General features: G+C 54.7%; 19 protein-coding genes. 8 read left to right on the top strand and 11 right to left on the bottom strand.

The window, feature by feature from the left end:
* Positions 1-46 precede the first annotated feature (46 nt).
* On the top strand, positions 47-910 hold the full coding sequence (locus K239x_RS27965) for a DUF1853 family protein (protein ID WP_419189476.1): 864 nt from the start codon (positions 47-49) through the stop codon (positions 908-910).
* Between the two features lie 45 nt (positions 911-955).
* Here the strand turns inward: K239x_RS27965 and K239x_RS27960 are convergent, their stop codons facing one another.
* The 6 genes from K239x_RS27960 to K239x_RS27935 form a co-directional block, all read right to left on the bottom strand.
* Positions 956-3604: an amino acid permease gene (locus tag K239x_RS27960; protein WP_145421855.1), complete on the bottom strand. Its 2649-nt coding sequence runs from the start codon at positions 3602-3604 to the stop codon at positions 956-958.
* A gap of 255 nt (positions 3605-3859) precedes the next feature.
* On the bottom strand, positions 3860-4990 hold the full coding sequence (locus tag K239x_RS27955; protein ID WP_145421852.1) for a hypothetical protein: 1131 nt from the start codon (positions 4988-4990) through the stop codon (positions 3860-3862).
* Positions 4991-5045: 55 nt separating this feature from the next.
* Positions 5046-6794: a serine/threonine-protein kinase gene (locus K239x_RS27950; protein WP_145421849.1), complete on the bottom strand. Its 1749-nt coding sequence runs from the start codon at positions 6792-6794 to the stop codon at positions 5046-5048.
* Positions 6787-7422, bottom strand: a complete 636-nt coding sequence (locus K239x_RS27945; protein ID WP_145421845.1) for a sigma-70 family RNA polymerase sigma factor — start codon at positions 7420-7422, stop codon at positions 6787-6789. The genes K239x_RS27950 and K239x_RS27945 overlap by 8 nt, the downstream gene beginning before the upstream one ends.
* A 196-nt stretch (positions 7423-7618) precedes the next feature.
* A complete protein-coding gene (locus tag K239x_RS27940; RefSeq protein ID WP_145421842.1) occupies positions 7619-8980 on the bottom strand; it encodes a hypothetical protein in 1362 nt (453 codons plus the stop codon).
* A 164-nt stretch (positions 8981-9144) separates the two neighbouring features.
* A complete protein-coding gene (locus tag K239x_RS27935) occupies positions 9145-10092 on the bottom strand; it encodes a ThuA domain-containing protein (RefSeq protein WP_145421840.1) in 948 nt (315 codons plus the stop codon).
* A gap of 145 nt (positions 10093-10237) precedes the next feature.
* Here K239x_RS27935 and K239x_RS27930 point away from each other — a divergent pair, with 145 nt between their 5' ends.
* The 5 genes from K239x_RS27930 (at position 10238) to K239x_RS27910 (ending at position 16330) form a co-directional block, all read left to right on the top strand.
* Positions 10238-10759, top strand: a complete 522-nt coding sequence (locus K239x_RS27930) for a DinB family protein (RefSeq protein WP_145421837.1) — start codon at positions 10238-10240, stop codon at positions 10757-10759.
* Between the two features lie 121 nt (positions 10760-10880).
* Positions 10881-12170: an alpha/beta hydrolase family protein gene (locus tag K239x_RS27925; protein WP_145421834.1), complete on the top strand. Its 1290-nt coding sequence runs from the start codon at positions 10881-10883 to the stop codon at positions 12168-12170.
* Between the two features lie 66 nt (positions 12171-12236).
* Entirely contained in the window at positions 12237-14771 is a 2535-nt protein-coding gene (hrpB, locus tag K239x_RS27920; RefSeq protein WP_145421831.1) for an ATP-dependent helicase HrpB, read from the top strand.
* Complete coding sequence (locus K239x_RS27915) at positions 14772-15446, top strand: ABC transporter ATP-binding protein (protein WP_145421828.1); 675 nt, start codon at positions 14772-14774, stop codon at positions 15444-15446.
* A gap of 65 nt (positions 15447-15511) precedes the next feature.
* Entirely contained in the window at positions 15512-16330 is an 819-nt protein-coding gene (locus K239x_RS27910; RefSeq protein WP_145421825.1) for an ABC transporter permease, read from the top strand.
* A 94-nt stretch (positions 16331-16424) separates the two neighbouring features.
* On the opposite strand, the gene K239x_RS27905 is transcribed toward K239x_RS27910, so the two are convergent.
* The 5 genes from K239x_RS27905 to K239x_RS27885 form a co-directional block, all read right to left on the bottom strand.
* Positions 16425-17804: an MBOAT family O-acyltransferase gene (locus K239x_RS27905; RefSeq protein WP_145421822.1), complete on the bottom strand. Its 1380-nt coding sequence runs from the start codon at positions 17802-17804 to the stop codon at positions 16425-16427.
* Positions 17805-17806: 2 nt separating this feature from the next.
* Complete coding sequence (locus tag K239x_RS27900; RefSeq protein WP_145421819.1) at positions 17807-18874, bottom strand: hypothetical protein; 1068 nt, start codon at positions 18872-18874, stop codon at positions 17807-17809.
* A 122-nt stretch (positions 18875-18996) separates the two neighbouring features.
* Positions 18997-20403 (bottom strand): mechanosensitive ion channel family protein, encoded by a 1407-nt coding sequence (locus tag K239x_RS27895; RefSeq protein WP_145421816.1) that lies wholly within the window; start codon positions 20401-20403, stop codon positions 18997-18999.
* A 133-nt stretch (positions 20404-20536) separates the two neighbouring features.
* Positions 20537-20968 carry a peptidylprolyl isomerase gene (locus K239x_RS27890; protein WP_145421813.1) on the bottom strand — a complete coding sequence of 144 codons (432 nt, stop codon included), beginning with the start codon at positions 20966-20968 and terminating at the stop codon, positions 20537-20539.
* A gap of 80 nt (positions 20969-21048) precedes the next feature.
* Positions 21049-21606, bottom strand: a complete 558-nt coding sequence (locus tag K239x_RS27885) for a hypothetical protein (protein WP_145421810.1) — start codon at positions 21604-21606, stop codon at positions 21049-21051.
* 238 nt (positions 21607-21844) lie between these two features.
* Here K239x_RS27885 and K239x_RS27880 point away from each other — a divergent pair, with 238 nt between their 5' ends.
* Positions 21845-22513: a HEAT repeat domain-containing protein gene (locus K239x_RS27880; protein WP_145421807.1), complete on the top strand. Its 669-nt coding sequence runs from the start codon at positions 21845-21847 to the stop codon at positions 22511-22513.
* Between the two features lie 70 nt (positions 22514-22583).
* Positions 22584-24197: a sulfatase family protein gene (locus K239x_RS27875; protein WP_145421804.1), complete on the top strand. Its 1614-nt coding sequence runs from the start codon at positions 22584-22586 to the stop codon at positions 24195-24197.
* Positions 24198-24318 lie beyond the last annotated feature (121 nt).

The raw sequence follows: 24318 nt of genomic DNA, 5'->3' as shown, positions 1-24318 counted from the left end.
GCGGTTCGATGAAATCAGCACACCCAATCCGCTGGAGTCCCTTCACTTGATTTCTACCACCGATGCCCAGCGTGCAGTCAATGATTTGCTGTGGGCGATCAATAGTCCGTCGTTGCTAAATGATTCGGTTGGCGTTGCTCCGCTTGAACGGGGCGATTTTGATCAAGAACGACTAGCCCATACGATTGCAGCCAATCCGAATCGTCGCGTTGGCAAGTATTTCGAGCACTTGATTCGATTTTGGTTGGCGGAAATTCGGGGCGTGACGGATCTAGAACACTCGCGGCAAATTCGCGACGTGAAACGCACCATCGGTGAACTGGATTTTCTCTATACAGATGAGCAGGGGCGACGAACGCATCTCGAAATAGCAGTGAAGTTTTACTTGCACACGCCTGATGCGGACGTGGGCGGTAGCCACTTCATCGGACCCAACGCTGCCGACACTTTCGATCGCAAAATGTCGCGACTGTTCGATCATCAGCTTCCATTAGGACGCCAGCATATTAGCGGCATCACGCAAACGATTGCGATCGTCAAAGGCCGCATTTTCTATCATCCCAATAACGCTGTTCCCCGTAGTCTGCCGGCCAAGCTATCACCTGATCACGGGCAAGGAAATTGGATTCGCCAGAGTGAAACGCGTTGCTTTCAAGATCAACCGAGCGATTCGCGGTTTTGTGTTTTGCGAAAACCCCATTGGTTGGCAAATGAGATTGCGGCAATCGATGACGACTCTCTGATGAGCAAAGCTGGGATAGCCGATTGCCTCGAGCGTCATTTCCAGCAAAACAATCACCCGGTGCTGGTCAGCCAACTTGAGATGAGTAGAGGTCACTACGAAGAAGCAAATCGGCTCTTTGTCGTGAATGACGAATGGCCGGTTCGCTCGGTGAGTTCACCGACCTAAGAAACGGGAAGGTCGATCAATCCAACGCGAGGTGTATGAAAAGGATTACACCCCGTGAATCTGGTCCAAACACCGATGCGTTGCCGCGGTGGCTTCTTCGGACGTTTTCGCGGCACGAATGTCCCCCAATAACGTTGTTTTGAGCGACAACTTGGAAATCTCTGCCAGGATCTTAAGGTGAATCGTTCGGTCGCTTGAAGGTCCGATTGTAAAGAAGAAAATATCGCACTTCTGTTTGTCGGGGGCACCGTAATCGATTGGTTTCTCCGTCGAAAAAATGGCGACACATGACTTGCCTGCTGGTGCGCGTGCAAGCGTCGCGTGCGGCATCGCCACGCCTTTGCCCACCGATGTGTTTTGCAGTTGTTCGCGTTCCCAAAGCGCCGTGCTGATGATGATCGGGCTAATGTCGTCGCCGTATTGTTTGGCGAAGTAGTCCGCTGCCATTCGGAAAAGCTCTTCCTTCTTGCTCGTCTTCAGTTGCAGATGGAAGTTGTCCGCCGGTAGGTGATCAAAAAGATGAAACTCACGCTCAACCGTTATGTTGGACACGTCAAAGGATTCATGCGTCTGAGTGCGAGGTGTTTTTAACCATAGCACACTGCAGGACGCGTCACGTGTCAGTTTGTCTTTCGGGGTTCCGAACCAGCGACCAATGAAGGAGCGATCCGGCGGAGCTCCCATGATCAACAGATCGTCGTCTTGGGTCGCTTTTTCGATCGCGGCCAATTCATCGGTGCCATGCAGCATGACAGCTTTGCTGGGAGCTTCGCACATGTCGATCAATTGACCGACGTAGTCTGCACGCGCTTGCGATGAGTGCGCCTCTTCGTTGTCTTGGATGAAGCAGACAAAGTTCAATTCTGCGCCGTAGATTTTGGCTAAATGATCGGCCGTGGCGACGACCAACGAATCGTGTGGTCCGGGTTCGGCCCAAACCAAAATTTGTCGGATGTAGCGTACGCCGGCGTCTTTAAACACGGCCAAGTTGCACGGCAAGTGATCTTGTAGCCAGCCCAGCGGATTTTGAAAAGTGATGCCGCGGTGTCGCTTATGCGATGATTCCATCACCACCCATTCGCAGTGCAAACGGTTGGCGACATCGTGAATCGTATGCACGACATCGCGCGTTGCGGTCGTGTCGTATTCCAACTGCACGTCTTCTTCATCGGCCATCGTGTGGATCCGACGACGAAGTGCATTGGACTGGTTGTCGTCTGCCAACGCGTCGGCCATGTACATTTGCTCGGGCACGGGCGTGACATGTAGGACTTCTAGCTTGCGACCATGCGCCAGGGCTGCACCCATTTCAACGAGTGTTTCCGCGGAACGTTCGTTGCCAAAGAGTGGCACCACAACGGCGGCTTCGGCAGGCAACTGTTCGCCCAGTGTTTGAGCAATGGCTGCTTCGTTGTCACCAAGGAGTTCGCGGCGTTTTCCCATCTTTCCGAATACGCCGCGCTGCGAAGCGTATTTGCGTCCGTAGAAAGCGTAGGACAAAGCGCCCAGCAAAACGATGCCTGCGATCGCAGCCAAACTGGTCAGGCCCATCGCTGACAATAGCGTCAGCCCTAAGACGATGCCGACAATTTGAGTCAGCGGGTACAGTGGTGCGCGAAAACGCGGTTGGTACCACGTGCCAGCATACTCACGCAGGACAAAAACGGTGCCGCAGATAAACATGAACGCCAGGATCATGAACGCACTGGCCAGTTTGGCGATCTGTTCGACAGGTAAGAACAGGATGCTGATTGCCATCACGGTTGATGTCAGCAGAATGCACCACACAGGTGTCATGAATCGCTGATTGACTTCGCGCAATTTCTGCGGCAGCAAGTTATCGCGGCTCATTGCAAATGGGAAACGCGATGCAGCGAGCAGGCCAGCAATCGCCATCGATACCATCGTTAGCACGGCTAGGACCGCGGCGACGGTTCCCGCAGTCTTGCCCGCGATGATCACGGTCAGAGTATAGATTGGATGTAAATCAGGTTTTCCGGTGCCGTTGTAGTTGGTCAATTGCTCGGTTGGCACGTTGGTTACCAGTACTAACACGACGAACACGTAGATCGACATCACGCTGACCCAAGAGATCAAAATGCCAAGCGGCAAATTTCGGTCGGGGTTTTTTACTTCTTCGGCAATCGCAGCAACTTTGGTCACACCGGCGTACGAGACATACACAAAGGCCGCTGCGGCGATGAAGCCATGAGTGCCTTGGGCGAAACCGCCTGCAAGGAGTTCGGTGTCCATCGTTCGCAGACCCAACAACGCTAACGCAATCAGCGCGACGATGACCACACCGACTACGATTTTCTGCATCTTGCTGATGACGCTGACGCCCATGATGTTCAGCAACGTAATCGCGGCTAGCAACGCGAGCGCGACTGGCTTGGGCGGGATTCCCGGAGATAGAACCGATAGATAGGCACTAAAGCCAAGCAGCGCAAAGGCACTTTTAAGTAGCAGAGACAGCCACAGGCCCAGGCCAGAAACTGTTCCCGCCAATGGCCCGAACGTGCGTTCCAGATACACATAGGTACCGCCGGATGTCGGCATCGCAGTGGCGAGTTCGCTTTTGGATAGCGCCGCAGGCAGGACGCAAAGTCCCGCCGCTAAGTAGGCCAACCAAACCATGGGCCCCGTTTTGGCGGCGGCAAGTCCGGGCAGCACAAAGATGCCGCTACCCAACATCGCGCTGATGCTGATGGCAACGACCGCGCCGAGTCCTAATCGTCGTTCAAGAGTCTTCAGCGTATCGGCTCGGCTTGATCGAGTTGTCTATCTAGAAGGCGAAATCGGATTGATTCCGGCGTAGTCTAACACAGAGCAATCTTACAAGAGCAGGCCATTTCATGTGGTCCGCCGTCGGCCTGTCGTTCGCGGAAAGGGAAAATGCGACGCCGTTACGTATCCTTTTGGGTTGCGAGAAAATGGCGACGCGCGTGGTTAACGTCGCGGGTCACTTGACCGAGGCGGTGCTGGCGGTGCTGGCGTTGGCGGAGTTGGCGGAGTTGGACGCAATGCCGAATCCGGCTCCAAACTCTGATCCGATCGATTCAATGGTCTCCAGCTGGGCGAGATAGTCGTCGCTGAGCGTCGATCGGTGTGAAGTGCAGAGAAACCAGGCTGAGCCGCTTTAGGTCTTGAGGTGCCCAGGATTGAGGTGCCCAGGAATTGACGACGAGAATTGGTGTTGGGTTCGACCGGCGCCACATTCGGATTAGATCGAATGATGTTGCCGGAGCGATCAAGCTGACGACCATATTGATCAACCGGATTGCCAGATCGGTTCAGTGAATAGGCCATCGAAGGAAGCGCCCCGACGCCTGCACTCGTCGTAGTTTGCATCGTTTCGATCCCATCGGCGCGCAATTCCGCCAAAGTCATCATCGCTTTGACCCAAGCCTTTTCGGCTTCATCGCGGGCGGTCAATTCGTCACGCAATTTTTGAGCGCGTTGTTCGATTTCCTTGACTTTGATGTCCTGATAGACAGTGTCTATTTTGAACCTCGCTGAATAGGCTTTTGCTAATTCGTCTAGAATCTCTGTTTCTGCGGCTGCGCCATTTGCTTGGTCCAAATCCTTTCGCAGATCACGTATCACTGCGTCGAACTGCATGACGCAGATCGCATGTCGATGAACGGATGATAGCTGCTTTTCCTTGGGATCAATTAATTGAGATTCAACTACCGGGCGCGTACCAGTCTTACCATCGGAGTGTCGAACGGTAACTTCGCGTCTTGATCGAAGTTCGAACCGGTCTTTTGGCCAACCCTTGGGTGGATCAGCCTTTCCGTTTAGTAAATCGCTTAATCTGCCGACTGTCCATTCTTCGCTGATCGACGATTTCTCGGGCGACTGATCCTCGGGTGTGCCTGCCAATGGATCGTCGACCGTCCCAGCTTCTCGTTTGGGCTTGGATGCATCGCCCGACTCCGCTGGTTCTATCTTCTCCGGTACTTTCAAGGGTGAAGTTTCGCTGGTTGCGTCTTGTGCCAACAATGACACGCCGGATGAAATTGAGATCACGGCTGCAAAAGCGAATCTCAGGACGGGCTTAGGATGACTAGAGTTCATGGCGATTTCCTGAGTGTGGCAAGTGTAAGGCATTGTATTCGAGTTTTGTCAGCGGCTAGTGAACGGTCCACGGCGAGTTGGTTTCGGCATCGCGGAGCAGTTCTTCTAGCAGCGAGATTTCTGACCACACCGTTTCCTTGGTCGTCGAAATTTCACTGGTGGTGGAAACGATTGGTGTGGCGTTTGGTGGATCGAAATTAGTCGACTTGGGCATCGGTGGTGGCAACGCGATCGCGGACGGTGAGTTCTGCGTGACTAAACCTGGCGTACTGGCGAATGGCGTTTTGGTTTCTGACCGTGTGCCAAATCCGTCGAATCGATTAACGTTCGCGTCGCCAGTTCTGAACGTGTTTTGCTGGGAAGCTTGCAACGATGGCCGTCGCACCCGCGAAGGATCTTGCGAAAACGATTCGACCGGCTTGGTCGCAGCGGATCGTTCATAGCCTAGGTGAATTGCATTCTCTCTGGGTGGGGCAATTGTGACTGCATTGCGATTGATTCGATTTGCTTCAGGACGCAGATTCCAACCAAACAGGTTCCAACCCGCCAATGGGAGCAGCATGTAAATCGCCATGGTGGTGACCAACGCGGTAAGCGGAGCGACGAAGGCGGGATGCGAAAAGAAGCTGGGCTTTGCGGTTTCCACTTGGCTGCCAACTAACGAGTGGGGGTGATCGGGGTTTTGCATCTGGCTGAGCATTTGTTCTAGTTCAGCTTGGATTTTGTCAGCTGATTCGCCGCGACCTTCAGGTGATTTGCAAAGCAATCGATCCACCAAATCACTTACTTCGCGAGGCACATCTGGATTGACTTGCCACAGTGGGCGATGCGGCTGTTCGACAATTCGGTGCAGTACCGCCAGCGAACGCTCGGCTCGCCAGGGCGGACGTGCAGCCAACATGAAGTAGATGACTGCGCCCAGGCTGAATAGGTCGCTGACGGGCCCGACGCTGCCGCCGCGAGCTTGCTCGGGTGACATGTAGTGCGGTGTGCCAGCGATAAATCCCGTGCGAGTCAAACTTGCATCATCCACGGCGCGGGCCAATCCAAAGTCAGTGATCCAGACTCGTTGGCCTCCACCGCCAATCATGATGTTGGCCGGTTTGACGTCGCGGTGAATGATGCCTTGGCGATGAGCGGCAGCTAGTCCAGCGGCGCTCTGTGCGCCGATTCTCAGGGCGTCACAAACCGGTAGCGGACCGATCGTGTCGACGTGACGTTGCAGCGAAACACCATCGACAAAGTGCATGACCAAATTGGGCAACCGGCCGGTCGTGTCGACTTCGTGAATGGCGACAATGTTCTCGTGAACGACCGCAGCGGCGGCTCGGCCTTCACGAATGAATCGTTGCCGTGCGGCGGAACTGCGTGCCAAGTGCGGTGCCAGAACCTTGATCGCAACCGTTCGGTTTAGCTCGGCATCGAAACCTTTCAGCACTACTCCCATACCGCCAGAACCGATTTCACGTTCGATCGCGTAGCGACCCAACTGGCCTAGCATTTCGGGGTGACTTGGCGAATCGATGACGCCAGCGGCTTTGAGTTCGCCGAGCGGATCGTCGTCTTCAAACAATCTGGCATCGGCCGCGGACGAGTCCGCCATGTCCGCGCCGGGGTCATCCAGCAGGCCTTCGTCCAACAACCGCGCCGCATCGTTCCACCAGAGCGGCGATGCAGCCGATGATTCCAATCGACTGCGACAACGCACGCAGCTAGTAAGGTGTTTTTGCAGCGGTTTGATTTTGTCGTCGGCCAAGCGATCGGCCGCGGCGGCATCGACTAAATCGATTGGGCATTTAGGCATGGTGGGTCTCGCTTTGGTCGGCGACGGCGATCGAGATTTCTTCGCTGACATTTTCGACTGCGCGTTTTAGCTTTGCCATCACGCGGCTTCGCGAGAGATAGACCGCTCCGACTTCGATGTTCAATTCTTTGGCGACTTGCTGCGTCGACTCGCCCCCGATCGCGGTTCGTGAAAATGCTTCCCAAGTCTTTGGATTCACGTTTTCGCGGACGCGCCGCGCAGCCCAGCGAAAGGCGCGTCGTCGAAAGGCGGCGTCAAATTCTGTTTCGGCGGGATCGTTGTTGGCGTGATTGCTGAGCATGCGGCCTACTTCGCTGTCGCCGGTTCCCGCGACATGGTGTTTCAATTTTCGCAGCCTTAGGAGCGATTGATTGCGGGCAACGCGAAAAAGCCAAGATCGAAAACGCCCCCGCTGGCTGTCGGGCTCAAACTTTTCGATCGAATTGGCAACAGCGACCAGAACGTCTTGGACTAAGTCTCCTGCGTCGGCGGGTTGCATTCCGTGACGACGACCAATGCCGTAGATCAACGGTTCATAGAGTTCGACGAATTCATACCAAGCTGCTCGGTCAGTGTGATCGGGCAACCGAGCAATCAGGCTTTCACGCGTTTCCGGTTCCATCTGCATAGGTCTCCTGAGTGTTGACTATCCGCTGCCGAGAGAATCTATCACGAAAAAGAAGCAAGACTGGCAGATTGTGGGACAGCGATCGCGGAAGCGGCTGTTAACCAAGAGTCACAGGCGGTTGACCGGCATCCACAGACCAGGCCTGCATTGTCGATGTATCCTTCGGCGTCATTGGTGCTGGTGCGATTGTAGATCGCTAGTCCGACAACAATTTGCGGATGCATGGAAAATCCAATCGGTCTTGGTCGATCAATCCGGCCTTGAGTTTGTGAAATAGGTGGCCGGAGATCGCCGTCATCGGAGCATGCGGGTGAGCACGCAAGTACGCTTCCAGTTGGCCGCGCTGAGTAATAGAAACTCGGTACGGTGTTTCGCTCAGAGCAAGATCATTCAATACGCAACGGATGACTTGATTGGTGGAGACCGAAAACTGCGCCGCCAAGCTGTCGATCGCACGCGCAAGAAACGGCTTGCAGGCGACAGGATCGGCCAACAAGAACTTCCCAAATCGTCTGGCATCGGGGCAATGAAAAGCTGCTAGGAAGCGAACCAATAATTGTGCTCGGCGATTTCGCAAACTGCCGGCGGTCAATTCGGATTCGGCATCCGCGTACACGTTCTGGTCGTACGCCAGTTCCAGCCGCTGAAGCAGAATCGCTTGTTCGCGTTTAGTGAACTGAGCCCTTTGGGTGGCGTCCGCGATTCGTCGGAGCGTGTGTTCGTATTCGTCTTGAGATTCAAGCGAGTCGGAATCTGTCTGCGTCGGAACACGGACTTTCTTGGCCTGCGATTCGGAGTCAAACGGATCAGTTAGGCCAGCATCCAACGACAAAGTGCGTGTACCGGTGCGGACCACATCGGCGACCTTCTGCATCGTGCGATGCGAAAACCGAGCAGGATGTTTCTGCAGGAAATCAAGCACCAAAGCATCGCTTTCGTCGGCCGACAATCGATGCCCAAGGCGAAGTGTTTCTTGATCGACTATCCACCAGAGTAGCGGCAGCAAACGGCCGGCGGACTGTGGAAGCTGATACTGCTGCGCGCAGACTTGGCCGCGAAGATTCTTGACGCTCTCACGGAGTGTTTTGTCGAGATAGCTATAGAACTTGAACCCTCGTCTCTTGTCGTACAACAAGATGGCGCGGCCAAGCACGTTGCCAAGGCTATCGACTTCGACACCATTTGCGTTGGCGGCTTGGTGAATCAATGGCTGAAATCGATAGAAAATTTCCCAGAAAGAGTTGATAGCGGCATCGGCAAGGCTGTTGTACGCCGCGAGGCGACGGACCGGCAGTCGATCGGCTTGCGTCTGCACCAGCGGCAACACTTCGCTGAGATAGTTGAAGAGAACAGGGGTCGTTTGCCCTATTGATGCTTTGGCCGTGTACGATTGGCTGCGAAATTCGACGCCGAACGAGTTGTACAGGCCCAACTTGAAGAGGTAGACGTTTTCTAAATGCCGGTCGAGCGTGTCACTATCGAGGTGATCGATTGGGCGGTCACCCGAAGCGAGGATAAGGCGTGCTTCATCGCACGCAATTGCATTCCTGCGTTTCATGGCGAGTGTCCTGTTGTGCGTCGCCAGACCAAACGTCCAAAAGTGTGGCGACAAAAGGCAAAGTGTCGCATGGCAAACGCCAAGCGATCCCTTCTTTTATCTGTTGCGCACGCGCTGCGGTCAAGTTTTTTTGTCTTCGACGCCCAATGGCTTGCAGCTGCTAGCTAATTGCCTGCTGCCGCTGCCTTTGCTTTGTCAGCAGCATTCTTTGCCGCACGCTTAGCGTCTTTGATTTTCTTCTCCGCTTGCAGTCGCTCCTGAGTGATGCCAGCTGCGTGAGCCGCCTTGATCGACGCCGCATGGTGAGCAGCCGAAACAGCAGGATTGGGTTTTGCATCCGCGTTGGTTTGTCCGCTGACCCACTGCACTGCCGCCAACACGGATTTCAAGAAACGCTCGTCTTGCCAAGTCTCTTCGCGATGTCCCAGATTGTTGCAGAACATTCGTCCCTGACCAATTTGTTTGCACCAAGCAATCGGGACGTGGTAGGGCCGCTTCGTCTGTGTCGCGGCCATGTCGATGCTCATTAGCACATGGCATTTCTCAGGTTGCCAGTGGTTGTACTGATAGATCTCGTCTTGGATTTCAAACGAATCACCAAACGGCATCATCGCGGGGTGCTCCGTGTCGTGAACCTTGACCGTGACTTTGGATCCGGCACCCCAGGGATGTCCGTTGAACGTTCCACCGACGAAATCCCAGTACGGTTCGTGGTTTTTGTAGGTGTCCGTGGCTGAGTGAAAGCCGATGAAACCGTGTCCTTTCTGATGCAACCAATCGTTCAGTAAGTAGTCCAAGTCGGCGTCTGCGATGGGCAGGTTTCCGGAAGTGTAAAACGCCACGAGGTCAAACTTTTGCAAATTCTCCTTGGTGATGTCAGCTTCCGCATTCTGCGTGCAGGTGATTTTGAAGGCACCGCTGTCTTTGGCGAGTTGCAACATGGCAAGTTCGGCTGGCGCACGCGTGCCCTGTTTACGGTTGACGGACCCGTGCTGGAAGCCCTTGCTCTGCGTCAAGAAGAGAATGCGAGGTACATCATCGGCCAGCGATAGACCGGCGCACAGAATCGCCGCAAGGAGGCAGCCGACAAAATGGGTTGAGAATCGTTTCATTCGCACGGCACCTTTAAAGTCAAGGTAAATGGTCCCTCTCATGATAACCTAGGGTGGTGGGCCTGCGCGGGCGGATGGCGTATAGATTTGGGCATAAGAACGTGACTAAGAATTCAACTGATATCGAAATACAAAGGATACAAACATGTCGAACTTTGGTCCCATGATTGCCGAGTCCGCTCAGCTGGCTCTGGGTTACGCCGAACGTTTGCTCAAAGATGTCACCCCCGAGCAGTTTGCTCGATTTGCCAAAGTCGGTGACACCGTGATCCAGTCGAATCACCCTGCCTTTATTTACGGCCACCTCAGTTTGTACGCGTGCCGCGTCGTCGAAGGCTGCGGACAAGACGCCAGCAGCCTTCAGCCGAGCGAAGATTTTGAGAGGGCGTTTTCCAAAGACGCCCAATGCGTCGATGACACCGAAGGTTCGATCTACCCTCCGATGGACGTCGTTACAAAAGCTTTCTTTGACGGGTACGGCGCCGCGGTAGAAGCTTTGAAGCAAGCTCCCGATGACGTGTTTACCAAAGAAAATCCCAACGAAGCGATGCGTGGAAAATTCCCCACCCAGGGCGGCTTGTTTGATTTCTACGTCGGCGGCCATGTGATGCTGCACATCGGTCAACTCAGTGCATGGCGTCGAGCGATCGGACTGGGGCCAGCGTAGTCGATCGGATTTCGGCGGATAGCGATGATCTCGTAGTCGACTCCGTTGCGGATCGTCACAGCAGCGGAGGCTACAATGTTGACCTGCATTTCCCACCATCGACTTCCTTGAAGGTCCTACTATGTCGATTCGCGTTTCACTTTTGTTGATCGCCTGCTTGTTCCTGCAAGCCCAGCTGCACGCGCAGAAATTCGTTGCCAACTACGACGAATCGAAGATCCCCGAGTTTACGTTGCCCAACCCGCTGGTGACCGAGGCGGGAGAAGCCGTGACGACTGCGAAACAGTGGCAAGAAACACGACGGCCGGAAATCGTCGACTTGTTTCAGAAGCATGTTTACGGTCGTAGTCCTGCCGCGTGCAAAATTTCGCACAAGGTTGTTAGCACCAAAGACGACGCGGTCAGCGGGAAAGCGATTCGTCGTGAGGTGGACGTCTTTTTTGGCGACACCACGGACGCCCACTCGATGCGTTTGCTGATCTATACACCCAAGACAGACAAACCGGTCGCCGCATTCTTGGGGCTGAATTTTCAGGGCAATCACAGCATCGAATCGGATCCGGCGATTTCGCTGGGTGACCGTTGGGTGCGAGATCGAAGAAACGAAACCGTCAAAGACAACCGCGCGACCGAAAAAGCACGGGGTGTGGCGTCAAGCCGTTGGCCCGTCGAAAAAATTATTGATCGGGGATACGGTTTGGTCACGATTTACTACGGTGACATCGACCCCGATTTTGATGACGGATTCAAAAACGGAATCCACGGCGCAATGGCTGATCAAACCAAAGACATTCCTGCAGCGGAAAAATGGGGCAGCATTGCGGCATGGTCTTACGGCCTGAGCCGCGCGCTGGACTACTTGGAAAACGATGCCAAGGTGGACGGAGATCGCGTCGCCGTGTTTGGCCACTCGCGGTTAGGCAAGACTTCGTTGTGGGCCGGCGCGTCGGACGAACGTTTCAAGATGGTCATCAGCAATAACTCCGGTTGCGGTGGCGCGGCGCTCAGCCGACGAGCGATCGGCGAGACGGTCGGGCGCATCAATACTTCGTTTCCGCATTGGTTCAATGCTAATTTCAAGCAGTACAATCAAAACGAAAATGCTTGTCCCGTCGACCAGCACGAATTAATTGCCCTGATCGCGCCGCGAGCGGTTTATGTCGCCAGTGCGACCGGTGATCAGTGGGCAGATCCCAAGGGCGAACTGCTTGCCGAAATTCATGCTGAACCGGTCTTTCGATTGCTGGGGACGGATGGGTTTGGTGTGGACGGTGTTGCAACCAGTAAGGTTGCCCCCGATCAGCCGATCAAAGGGGGCACGATCGGGTATCACCTTCGCACCGGTGGCCACGACGTGACGGATTTTGATTGGCAGCAGTACCTGGACTTTGCCGATCGTCATCTGCAATAAGCGTTTACTGCAATGCAATAAGGTGTACCGTCCTGCCAGCGGCGTCGCAGGACTACTTGGATACTGATGAAACTTCCGGTTGAAGACTGCCTGGACGAAATCGTTTCGGCGATTGTTGCCGACACACCGGTCGTGCTAAAAGCTCCTCCTGGTGCGGGCAAAACGACCGGTGTTCCCCCGGCGCTCTTAAACGCGGGTGTCGCAGATTCGGGCCAGATCATCCTGGTGCAACCCCGTCGACTTGCCGCTAGAACGGCAGCCAGTCGGATCGCGAAGGTGGTCGGTGCGAAACTTGGCGAAGAAGTGGGCTATCACGTTCGCTTTGATCGCAAAGCCGCCGCGTCGACAAAAGTGATCGCAATGACGACCGGCATTTTGCTTCGTCGTCTGAGCTCCGATCCGCTACTGGATGATGTCGCTTGCGTGATTTTGGATGAATTTCACGAACGTAGTCTGGAGATGGACCTTGCTTTGGGCATGATTCATCGCATCCGGCAATCGTTGCGTCCCGAGCTCAAGTTAGTCGTCATGTCTGCGACGCTGGAGCCCGCGCCGATTGTCGATTTTCTGGGCGATGCTCTTGCGGTTACCAGCGAAGGTCGATCCTATCCGGTCGACATCCGGTACGCGCCCAGTCTTTCTCGCGACTGGATCGATCGACAAGTCGCCGACGCATTGCCCCAAATGCTTGGTTCAACATCCGGGCACGTGTTGGTGTTCTTGCCAGGCGTCGGTGAGATTCGTCGGACACAGGCGGCGATCGCCGAACGAGGGCTCGACCGCGATGCGCACGTGCTGCCGCTGTACGGTGATTTGTCACCCAAAGACCAGGACCATGTGTTAGCCGAGAGTGCTGTTCGCAAAATCATTTTGGCAACCAACGTGGCCGAAACGTCGATCACCATTCCGGGCGTGACGGGCGTGATCGATAGCGGACAGTCTCGGGTGCTGCGTTTTGATCCAGCGGTGGGAATGTCGGCACTTCGTGTTGAACCCATCTCGCAAGCATCTGCGGACCAACGTGCTGGTCGTGCGGGACGTACCGAGTCTGGTGTTTGCCTTCGGCTTTGGCCGGCCAATACACATCGTTCACGCCGCGAAGTCGATACTCCGGAAATCAGTCGCAACGATTTTTCGTCCGCCATGCTGACCTTGGCTGCCTGGGGTGAACGCGATCCCGCCGCGTTTGATTGGTTGACACCGCCCCGTCAAGATTCCGTTCAGTCGGCCAACGCACTACTCAAGAGCATCGACGCGATCGATGCCGCGGGTGGGTTAACCGATGTCGGCACCAGCATGTTGTCGTTGCCGCTGCACCCGCGTCTCGCTCGCTTTATGGTCGCGGCGGCACACCGTGGCGTTGCGGCGAAAGCATCGTTGGCGGCGGCATTGCTGACCGAACGCGACCCGTTTCGCGGTTTCGGTTCCAGCGAACAAGCCAAGGTGCATACCGCAAGCGACGTCGTGGATCGCGTGGAAAGAATGGAGGCATTTGCGGAGGGCAATTTTCAAAACATCGACGTGGGATCTGCAAAACAAGTTCAACGAGTCGCCAAACAACTTTTGCGAACCGTGTCGAAGATCAGCGCAACGACAACGGATAAGAAGATCTCTGCCAACGAATCCTTGATGCAGTCATTGCTGGCGGCGTACCCCGATCGACTTGCCAAGGCGCGGCAGCGCACTCCTGATTCCAAATCAAACTCGAAAGCTGTCTACGGCGTGATGGTGGGCGGTCGCGGCGTCAAATTGGATCGCAGATCGTTGGTGAAATCCAGTGAGTTGTTTTTGTGCATTGATGTGGACGCCAAAGGCACGGAGGCACTGGTCCGCGCAGCGTCAGCGGTTGACGAAAAGTGGCTCCCCGGTCGCATGATTCGCGAAATGGACGAACCATTCTATAGTGCGACATCCAAGGCAGTCGTTGCGCGGCGAAGGCGTTATTTCGTTGATCTGCTGTTGGCTGAATCACCCATCGAGTGTCGGCCAAGCGAAGAGGTCGCGAATCTGCTTTACGATGCGACGCACCATGATGTAGGTCGCTTGTTCCCTGACACGGATCAAGCGATTCAGAACTTCATTGCACGCGTGCGATTCATCTGCCAGCATGTCACCGATGCGGATCTGCCAGACCTGAGTGATCAGGGGATTCAAGAAATCTTGTACGAACTGTGTCAGTCACGCACTTCGGTCGCCGAACTGAAACGTGCACCATGGAATGACCATTTGCGTGGCAGATACAGCTACGAACAGCTTCAGCAGATCGATCGGTTGGCACCGGATTCATTGACACTGCCCAGTGGCAATCTTGCGCGCATTGAGTACGCCGACGGAAAGCCACCTGTCTTGGCGGCACGAATTCAAGAACTGTTCGGTTGGCCGGATACGCCGCGCATCGCTGGTGGACGCGTGCCGGTACAACTACATTTGTTGGGGCCCAATCGGCGACCGCAGCAGATTACCGATGATTTGGCGAATTTCTGGAAGGAAACCTACGCACAAGTTCGCAAAGACTTGCGACGTCGTTACTCCAAACACTATTGGCCTGAAGACCCCACGACAGCCAAAGCAACACACAACGGATTGAAACCGCGCAGCTAAATGCCAGACCGATTGATCGAAATTTGCGAGTTGACGCGGTTGATTCCGGGAACGGATCAAGCGTTATTGGATCAATTGAATTTGACCGTTCAATCGGGTGATCGCATCGGGCTTGCTGGGGCCAGCGGCAGTGGGAAGACGACGTTGATGCGGGCGATAGCGGCACTGGATCCGGTGTCCAGTGGCAAGTTGGTTTTTCAAGGCGACCCTGTATGCGATATGCCCCAGTATCGTCGCCGCGTGATCTACTTGCATCAACGACCTGCGATGATGGCAGGAACGGTTCGACAAAATTTGCAACTCCCGTTTACTCTGACGGCCTGCAAGACGACTTTCGATGAATCGCGTTTGACTGATTGGTTTGAAGGGTTGGGAAAACCTGCGTCGATATTAGATCAGGACGTCGCGACGCTTAGTGGGGGGGAGCAGCAGATTGTCGCGTTGCTGCGAGCGATTCAGTTGGACCCCGCCGTCTTGCTGCTCGATGAACCGACGGCTTCGTTGGATGCCGAAGCGGTGCAACAGTTTGAACAGTTGGTCGGCCATTGGATGGCCGGTGCAACTGAGAGAGCGTTTGTTTGGACCAGTCATGATTCGGCACAGCTTGAAAGAGTCACTGGCCGCCGAGTGATCATTGCCAATGGCAAAGTATCCCAGCCTTCGGTAACCACGTAGTCCAGCGCCCTGGAACGACGAACGATCCATGGCGTTCTTTTAAATTTCTCCTCTGCAGTTTTGTGATGTTCGCTCTCTTCGCTCAGGCCAATGCAACGATCGCACTTTCGTGGTGGTCCGTTGGTGTGGCCGCGACACTGATCTTGGTCAACGCTGTGATCTCTTGGCGTTTGAAGCTGGGGTTAGAGAAGCGGATTGTCTGGGCAGCCCTTCGCATGACGGTGCAGTTATTTTTACTTGGCTTGGTGCTGCACCAGATTTTTGCATTGGCAAATGCTCTGCCAGTGCTATTACTTGCCGGCGCCATGACAGTGATTGCCGGCTACTCAGCGGTGCGTCGGATCGACCATCGCTATGACCGTATTTATCCGTCGGCAATCTTCGCGGTCTGGGTTAGTAGCTGGCTGGTGACCGCGGTGACGGTTTTGCTAATTGTGCGACCACAGCCTTGGCATAGTCCGCATGTGTTGATTCCACTGCTGGGAATGGTGCTGGGAAATTCACTGACGGGAATCTCGCTGGGCATGGACCGATTCTTGTCTGATTTGCAAAGCCGCCGTGATGAAGTGGAAATGCGTTTGACGCTGGGAGCGACCCGGTGGGAAGCCTGCCGCGAAGTTTTTGTCGCGTCGGCACGAACGGCGATGATCCCGATCCTGAACACAATGTCCGTCGCGGGAATCGTTAGCATTCCCGGCATGATGACGGGACAGTTACTGGCGGGGGCGCCACCAATCCAAGCGGTGAAGTATCAAATCATGATCATGTTTGTGATTGCCGCCGCCATTGCTCTGGGCGTGATGCTCGCCTTGGGACAGGCGTTCTATCGTGTGACCACAACACAGCATCAAATCGATTGGAGCCAAATCAGAAAGGCGTCGTGATGTGATCGCCGTCACGCTGATTGGAGCAAACATTTTGCGTCGCGCACCGGAAGTGCTTTACGATCGATTGGCAAGAAGCGTCTTTGGTACAGAACTAAAACTGAAAATAGACGAATGGGCTGAACTGCTGCGGAGCATAAATCACGAGAGCCCACAACAGGATCGTCGTGGCGATCGGCGAATACCAGCGATCGGACGGCAGTCGCATGGCTTTGCGCAGCGGTGTCCGCCAAGCCAAGTGTTCCAGCACCATGACGGCGATCGCTCCTATAGCGAGCGGCGGATACCAAGCGATGCCTTTGCTGAACGTGGCCATCTGCTGAATCATCGCAGTCGCTTGGGGAAGATCTCCTGCACATCGAAACAGGATCCATCCGACCAGAACAATGAACATCGTCATCACCCAGCCAAGCAAACGTGGCATTCGTTTCGTCGTCGCTCCGGCTTTTTCTATTGCCAACGAAATGCCATGCCAAAGGCCCCACAGCAAAAACGTCCACGCCGCGCCGTGCCACAGTCCACCAAGCGTCATCGTTAGTAGCAAGTTGCGATACGTTTGCCAGTGACCGTTTCGATTTCCACCCAGTGAAACGTAAACATAGTCACGGAGCCAACGCGAAAGCGTCATGTGCCAGCGGTGCCAAAAATCGCCCATTGAAGTCGCCAGATACGGGTGCCGAAAATTTGCCGGAAACCGATAGCCCAGCATCTTGGCGGCACCGATCGCGATATCGCTGTACCCAGCAAAGTCGTAGTAGATCTGGCCGGCGTAGGCGATCACGGCGATCCAGATGGTCAAGCCGCTATACAGTTCCGGTCCAGCAAAAACGACATCGACCATTTCACCCAATCGATCGGCGATCAAGATTTTTTTGGCAGCGCCACGAAGCATTTGCTGAGCTCCCCCGTACATTCGTCGACGCGAAAACTTTGGGACCGCGGCCAGCTGCGGTAGCAATTCTCGGGCCCGTACGATTGGGCCTGCCACCAACTGCGGAAAGAACGCCACGAACAATGCAAAGTCCAGCAAGCTATTCGTTGGCGCCAATTTGCGGCGGTACACATCGATGGTGTAGCTGAGCGTTTGGAAGGTGAAAAACGAGATTCCGACCGGCAAGATGATGCCGAGCGTTTCACCGCTGAGACCGCACGCTTGCAATAGCGGCCGAGCCGATGCAATGAAAAAATCGCAGTACTTGAAGTAACCGAGCATCCCAAGGTTGATGACCAAGCTGATCAGCAACATGCGCCGACGGAACACTTCGTTTTCGCTGCGATGGATTTGTTTTGCAACCACAAAGTCGACAGCCGTCGACAGCATCAGCAACACGCAAAATCGGTAATCCCAATGCGCGTAAAAGTAATAGCTGGCGACCAGCAACAGCGTGTTTCGGAGCGTACGTCCGCGTGACAACCAAGCTGCGATCAAGATGATCGCAAAGAAGATCGGAAATTCCAACTGCGTAAACAACATGCTTAGTTGGAGCCTTGGTCAGTGCGTCGCATCACTTGTTTGACGCCCCGGAGAATACCGCGAGCAACGATTTCATTTCCGATTTTGTTCAGGTGTCCGCTGCCAAACTGTCCGTTATGAAATCCGTGGGGCCAGTTGCCGCGACCGGCGGCGTCCAATAAGTCGTCGCGAACGTCAACGACGACGACTCCGTTGGAAAAAGCGGCTTGTTTAATCCGCTCGAATTCGTTTGCGTGTTCGTCAATCGCGACGACTGTTCCCGACACGATTGATGGTACGACCGGGCCGTAGACAATGACGACCGGTTTGGTGGTTCCGCCGGTTATCGCGTGTATCGACGTTTGCCAATCGACCTTGGTGATTTGGTCATGCGTCAACTCTTTTCGCGGCGGCGGTGCGGAGACCGTTTGGGTAGGGCCAAGCGAAAATCGAAGTCGACGCGGTTGAGCACCATCTCCCGTAGTGAAAAGGTTTCGTGCTGCTTGAATCACAAAAGCGGGGGCATAATTTGAATACGCAAACTTGGTGTTGTTTGCTTGCACGTTACTTCGTGACTGATTTGCAGCGGCTAGGTCGACCAGTTCTGCAATAAAAAACACGTGCACATCGACAGTGAGATGTTCATCGATGCGCGACATTTGCGGCACCCAGTCATGAGCGTCTTCGCCGCTGCGTGCAAACGGAAGCACGACCATTTGCTTGAACTCGTCCCCTGTGAATCGCTCCACGCTCTGTCGTTCGCATTGCGCGTAGATTTTGTCTGCGTCGGAAACCGCGACTCCTTCAGTTTGCGAATCTCCCCATAACGCAACGCGGAGAGTATCCGTCTTGGTAGCTGGCAAATCGCTTCGGCCAGGCATGCCTAGCGGACCAATTACGGAATCCGCGTAGCCTTCGCTGCGCCATCGATAGCGGGGCGTTTGCGATAGCGTGTAGACCTGGCGCACAGAGTCGACGGTTAGTGGAGCATAGCTACGTAGAAATAGCGGCGATGTGACGGCGATGATGACTGTGCCGACAACAACACCGATGAACCAGGTCCCGAACAGTTCTTTTATGTTGGCCGGCATATCGTTTGGGGATCGCTCTCCGCTGGAAGACTGAAACTGGGCGAGGCACATTAAACGACGAACAAAGCTTGCTGAACTCAGGACGCTCAGAATTGCACGCTGAACGGGATCAATGTAATCGCTTAATCTTCCAAAATGTTTTCGCCTTCTTCGGTTTCTTCAGCCGAAACGGCCGTCTGCACATCTTGTTCTTCGCTGGCGAGGTCGCCTTCGCCGCTGGAGAGTTCAGGCTCGGACGCTTTGACCTTGGTGATGGTTGCGACATCGGTAGTGTGAGAATCCGGTTCGATCATGCGTACCGGAACATCCGCGGGAAACACCAATTCCCGAGCTTCGTCAGGCATCGAAATGCCGTTGTCATTGAGCGTCTGTTTTACGCGACGGATCAGAACGCTATTTACTTTGCCGCCTGAATTCTTCTTTTGATTGAACCAGTAAAAGCACTTCAAGTTCACTGTCGCTGAGCCAAGAGATTCGACCAATACCGTCGGTTCCGGATCCTTTTCGACCGCTTCGTGATTTTGCAATACTTCCATGATCAGAGTTTGCGCCTGCTGAGCTGAATCATCGAAGCCGATGCCCACGGCAAAGTCACGGCGACGCAGGGGGGATGCCGTGAAGTTAGTAATCTTGCCTTTGTAGATCGTGCTGTTGGGGATCTGAACTTGGTTGCCTTCAAACGTTGCCAAGATGGTTGCTCGCGTGGTCACTCTGCGAACGTAACCTGTCGTCCCATCGACCTCGATTAAGTCACCGACACGGAACGGATGATTCAGGCTGAGCAGGATGCTGGAGAGAAAGTTCTCTGCGATGTCGCGAAAAGCGAAGCCGATCGCCAATCCGATCAATCCTGTTCCGCCCAATAGCGTGGTCGCGAGCCGCGTGAGCCCGGAAATCCTTAGGGCGATGTGAAGTCCAATCAAAAAGACAACCACACCGACGACCGTCGCCACGACCTGCCGCAGCAATTTGCTGTCGCTTTCGGGATTGAAGATCCGCCGTGTGATCGTCGCCGCTATTTTTGCGAAGAGATAAAACAGAGCAATCACCGCCAGCGCGACCGCAATTAGCGGAACCGAAGCGACGAAATTTCGCAGCATTGATTTCAATGACGCTTGGGCAGGCGAGAGATCCCACAGAGGTTTGGGATTGATTTCGATACGATTGACCACTGCCACGACGTCTTTGGTGCGCATGGCGGTCTGTTCGGCCCACTCGCTGTGGGCGATTAGGTTCGTGTTTCCGCTGAGAAACACGACACCTTCGTCGACATCGACGTCGTGGTTTTGAAACCAACCGGTCGCGAACATGATGTCGTACAACCGGGCCGCAATCGGTCCATCGCTGGTCGCCGGGGATACTTCGACCTTGGCCGCGACTTCGACTTGACCATCGGCGTCGTTGGGCGGCGCTTCGGTTTCGCCCGGCAGAATATCCTGTGCGATGACATGCTGCGGTTGGTCAACCTGCCAAGCAATCGCGACCGCTAGAGCTATTCCAAACGGAGAGATAAATTTCCGCGCGCGCACGTCATCGGTACTCCACGATTTTTTGATTCAAGCATCGCACGAGATTCAAACGCGTTCTTCAACGATCCGTCGCGATGAGCAAAAGCTCATGCGTGACGTTGAAGTGGCCGTTCAAATTGGCAACGCACCGATTTTACTCTTCGGTCACGGTAACCGTTTTCATGATGTCGCCCATTTCGATGGCGTCAACAACATCTTGGCCTTCGATGACTTTGCCAAACACACTGTGCTTGCCGTTCAGGTGCGGCGTGGCTGTGTGAGTGATGAAGAACTGCGAGCCGTTCGTATTGGGGCCCGCGTTGGCCATCGACAATACGCCAGGTCCGTCATGCTTGAGCTCGGGATGAAATTCATCTTCGAATTTGTATCCGGGGCCGCCGGTGCCGGTGCCTTGCGGACAACCGCCTTGGATCATGAAGTCCGCGATGACGCGGTGAAACTTCAAGCCGTCGTAGTAGTTTTTGCTGCAAAGCGTTTCAAAGTTCTCGACCGTCTTGGGTGTTTTGTCGTCGAAAAGTTCTAGCTTGATGATGCCCTTGTCGGTATCGAAGGTAGCTACTTTCATGATGTCCTCAAAAATTCAAAAGTGTTTTTATGGGTAAAGAATGAGAGCGGTCGAGTCAAACGACAGCAATGCAAACCGGCTTACTGAACGGTTGCCGGTTCAAGAGTCTCAGCAGGTTCACCGAGATCGATGTCCATGTCGTCGAATTCTTCCGGCTCAGCCTGAAACAAAGGTGATTCAAGTGGGATGGTATGACGCGATCCATCGGCCATCACCAGTTCGACCTCATTGGGTTGTCCGCCGGGTTCGTTTTTCATCAAGATGCGGCCGGAGCCCTTGGAGCCTTCGATGTCAAAGACCATGGATGGCGGCGCCCCGTCGTTGCCAGCTTCTTGTTGCTTTTTGGCTTCTTCGATCACGGCTGACAAGTTCATCGACATGGAATTGATTTCGCCGATGTTTTCTTCGATGACGGCATTCCCGGCCAGTTGGCCTTTCATTTCGTCGGCGACCATCTGGGTGCCCTTACTGTATCCGTAGTATCCCACACCGCAGCAGACCATTACCGCAAGCAGTCCCAGACCGCCGATGATGCCGAACACCCACAGCCAGGTGTTGGTTTTTTTGGGCTGCACGGGTCCACCGTTGGAGGAGCCAGGCTGATTGCTTTCGAATGGATTGTTGGGAGCCATCGACATAGCGGCTTGCCTCGTTGAAAACCGGGTTACGGAAAGGAATGAAATGCGTTTGCGACGAAGCAAACGGCATTCGTTATCGGTTACATTAGAGCTTTTGAAATTGGAATCCGATAGTCGTCGTCGTCTTTCCAGCGATCGGATGCCTCGAGCAGCGATTCGTTTCTTGGACTTGTTCGACTGCTGCGGCCCGGTTTGTTGCTATCGCGGCTAGAAAAAATTCGACCCCCTAAAAAACACCATGCGACTGAACTTGACCCTTTCTGTTTCTTCGGCATTTCTGGTTGCTGCGGGGATGTTGATCTGCCCATTGGCGGTCACGGTGGCACAAGAAGCCGTGGATGCATCCGCGTCGAACGTCTCCACGGATTCGGCCGCGGGAGACGACCAGAAAGTGGCCGGGCGTACGATCGATCAATACCAAGAATTGCTGGGCGATGAAAATCGCGTCGTCCGACTCAGGGCCGTCAAGTCGCTCGGGGCGTTTGGCAAAGACGCTGGCCAGGTTTTGCTATCGGCTCTCGCGCATGACGATCGTGCCGTTGCTTACATCGCAGCGGTTCAGTTGGGGCGCATTGGCGGCGATCCGCTCCAGGCAGCCGTCGAACCACTGACCAAGCTAGCCGAAAACAAAGATTCGCTGGCGCTGCGAATGGCAGGATCCTATGCCCTTTGCTGTGCGGGACAAATGGACCAGCGTTTGCCTATTTTGATCGATGCACTGTCGTACCCAGATCGCGGCACGGCATGCAGCGCGGCGGAGTTGATCGGCATGTTGGGCGCTGACGCCGAGTCGGCCATCGAACCGCTGAAAAAAGTCCATGCTGCCAATGACCCGGCAAAACGTAACGGCGACTATCACGTTGGCGGTGCTGCAATGAACGCGTTAAGAAAAGTTCGCGGCGAATGACGTTTGGCTTCGACGGACGCAGTTCGATCGATATTGGTTTTCTGACGACACACCCAACCACAGTTTTTCCATGTTTCGACACTTTGCAACGTTGTGCATCTTGGCCGCTTGTCTCCCGCTGGCCATGTCTGACAGCTGGGCCGATGACCGGCCTAATATCCTATGGCTCAGCTGCGAAGACATTTCGCCCAACCTGAGCTGCTATGGGGACGCGCACGCGATCACCCCTCACCTCGATGCGCTGGCCAAAGAAGGCGTGCGTTTTGACCGCGCGTTTACGCCGGCTGGAGTTTGTGCGGTTGTGCGAAGCGGTGTCATCACCGGAATGTACCCGCCGTCGATCGGTTCGCAGCACATGCGAAACCGCATCATTCCCCCGCCAAACGTCAAAGCGTTTTCGGAAATCTTGCGTGCCGCCGGATACTTCTGTACCAACCGCAGCAAGACCGACTATCAGTTCGAATCGAATGACGCGATGTGGGATCGCAACGGCAATAAGCACAAAGATTGGCGCGAGCGTAGCGATCCGAAGCAGCCGTTCTTTTCCGTTGTCAACTTTACCGTTTCGCATGAAAGCCAAGTACGCCATGGTGAAAAACGGCATGCCGAAGTCATCGACTTGATTGGCAAGGAAAACAAGCATGATCCCGATCAATGCGCCGACACGCTGCCGGCCTATTTTCCGGACACACCTGCCGCTCGAAAAGACTGGGCCTGGTACCACGACAACATCACGTTGATGGACCAGATGGCTGGTGACGTTTTAAAGCGACTGGAAGAAGATGGTTTGGCGGATGACACCTTGGTCGTGTTCTGGAGCGACCATGGCATGGGGCTTCCACGCGGCAAACGATGGATCTACGACACGGGCACATTGGTTCCCGTCATCATGCGCTGGCCTGACAAATTGGACGCCAACAGCGTGCGACAGGATCTGGTGAGCACAATGGACCTAACGCCCACAATGTTGTCCGTCGCGGGTGTCGAAGTTCCAAAGTACATGCACGGTCGAGTCGTGATTGGTGAAGCCAAAGAACCCGAGCCATCGTATTTGTTCTTTCACCGCGACAGGATGGATGAAGTCTACGAACTACAACGCGCGTCGCGTGATCGTCGTTGGAAATACATCCGCAACTTTGAGCCAGAGAAGACGTATGCTCAGCGTCTGGACTACATGGACGCGATGCCAACGATGCAGGATTGGCGACGGCTCAATGCCGAGGGCAAGCTCATCGGCGGGCAAAAGAATTGGTTTGCTGCTACGAAACCAATCGAGGAGCTCTACGACACTGAAAAAGATCCGTGGGAATTGAACAATTTGGCTGCCCTGCCGCAGTATCAGGAGCGGCTCCAGCGGATGCGTGAAGCCATGGAGCAATGGCAGGAAGAAATTAGTGACACGGGATTGATTCCCGAAGCGGTGATGATGGAGGAAATGAAACCGGGCGGCAAAACTCCCCGCGTGGAGCCTCCCGAAATCGCCGTGACGGACGGCAATGTCTCCATCACGTCAGCGACACAGGGCGCGTCGGTGCTTTACCAGTTCAAGGAAAATACCGGCAGTGGCACGGACTGGAGTGATTGGAAACTTTACACAAAGTCGTTTTCCGATCCTGGTGTCGCGATCAAAGCCAAGGCGTGTCGGGCGGGTTTGCGCGATAGCGAACTGAAGCAGCGGAGGTAGAGAACGGCACTGGAGGTTGATCCAGATGACTTTTTGGGTGGCTGCGATTGGCAGACCGTGACGACTGGCGAGACTTTCGCGGTGTCTCTCGACTGTGATTTAACCCTAAGTGCTTTCTATG

Source organism: Stieleria marina (assembly GCA_007741555.1).
GTDB lineage: Bacteria > Planctomycetota > Planctomycetia > Pirellulales > Pirellulaceae > K23-9.
Note: the sequence above shows the minus strand (reverse complement) of the source record. Positions and strands in the feature narration are given on the sequence as shown.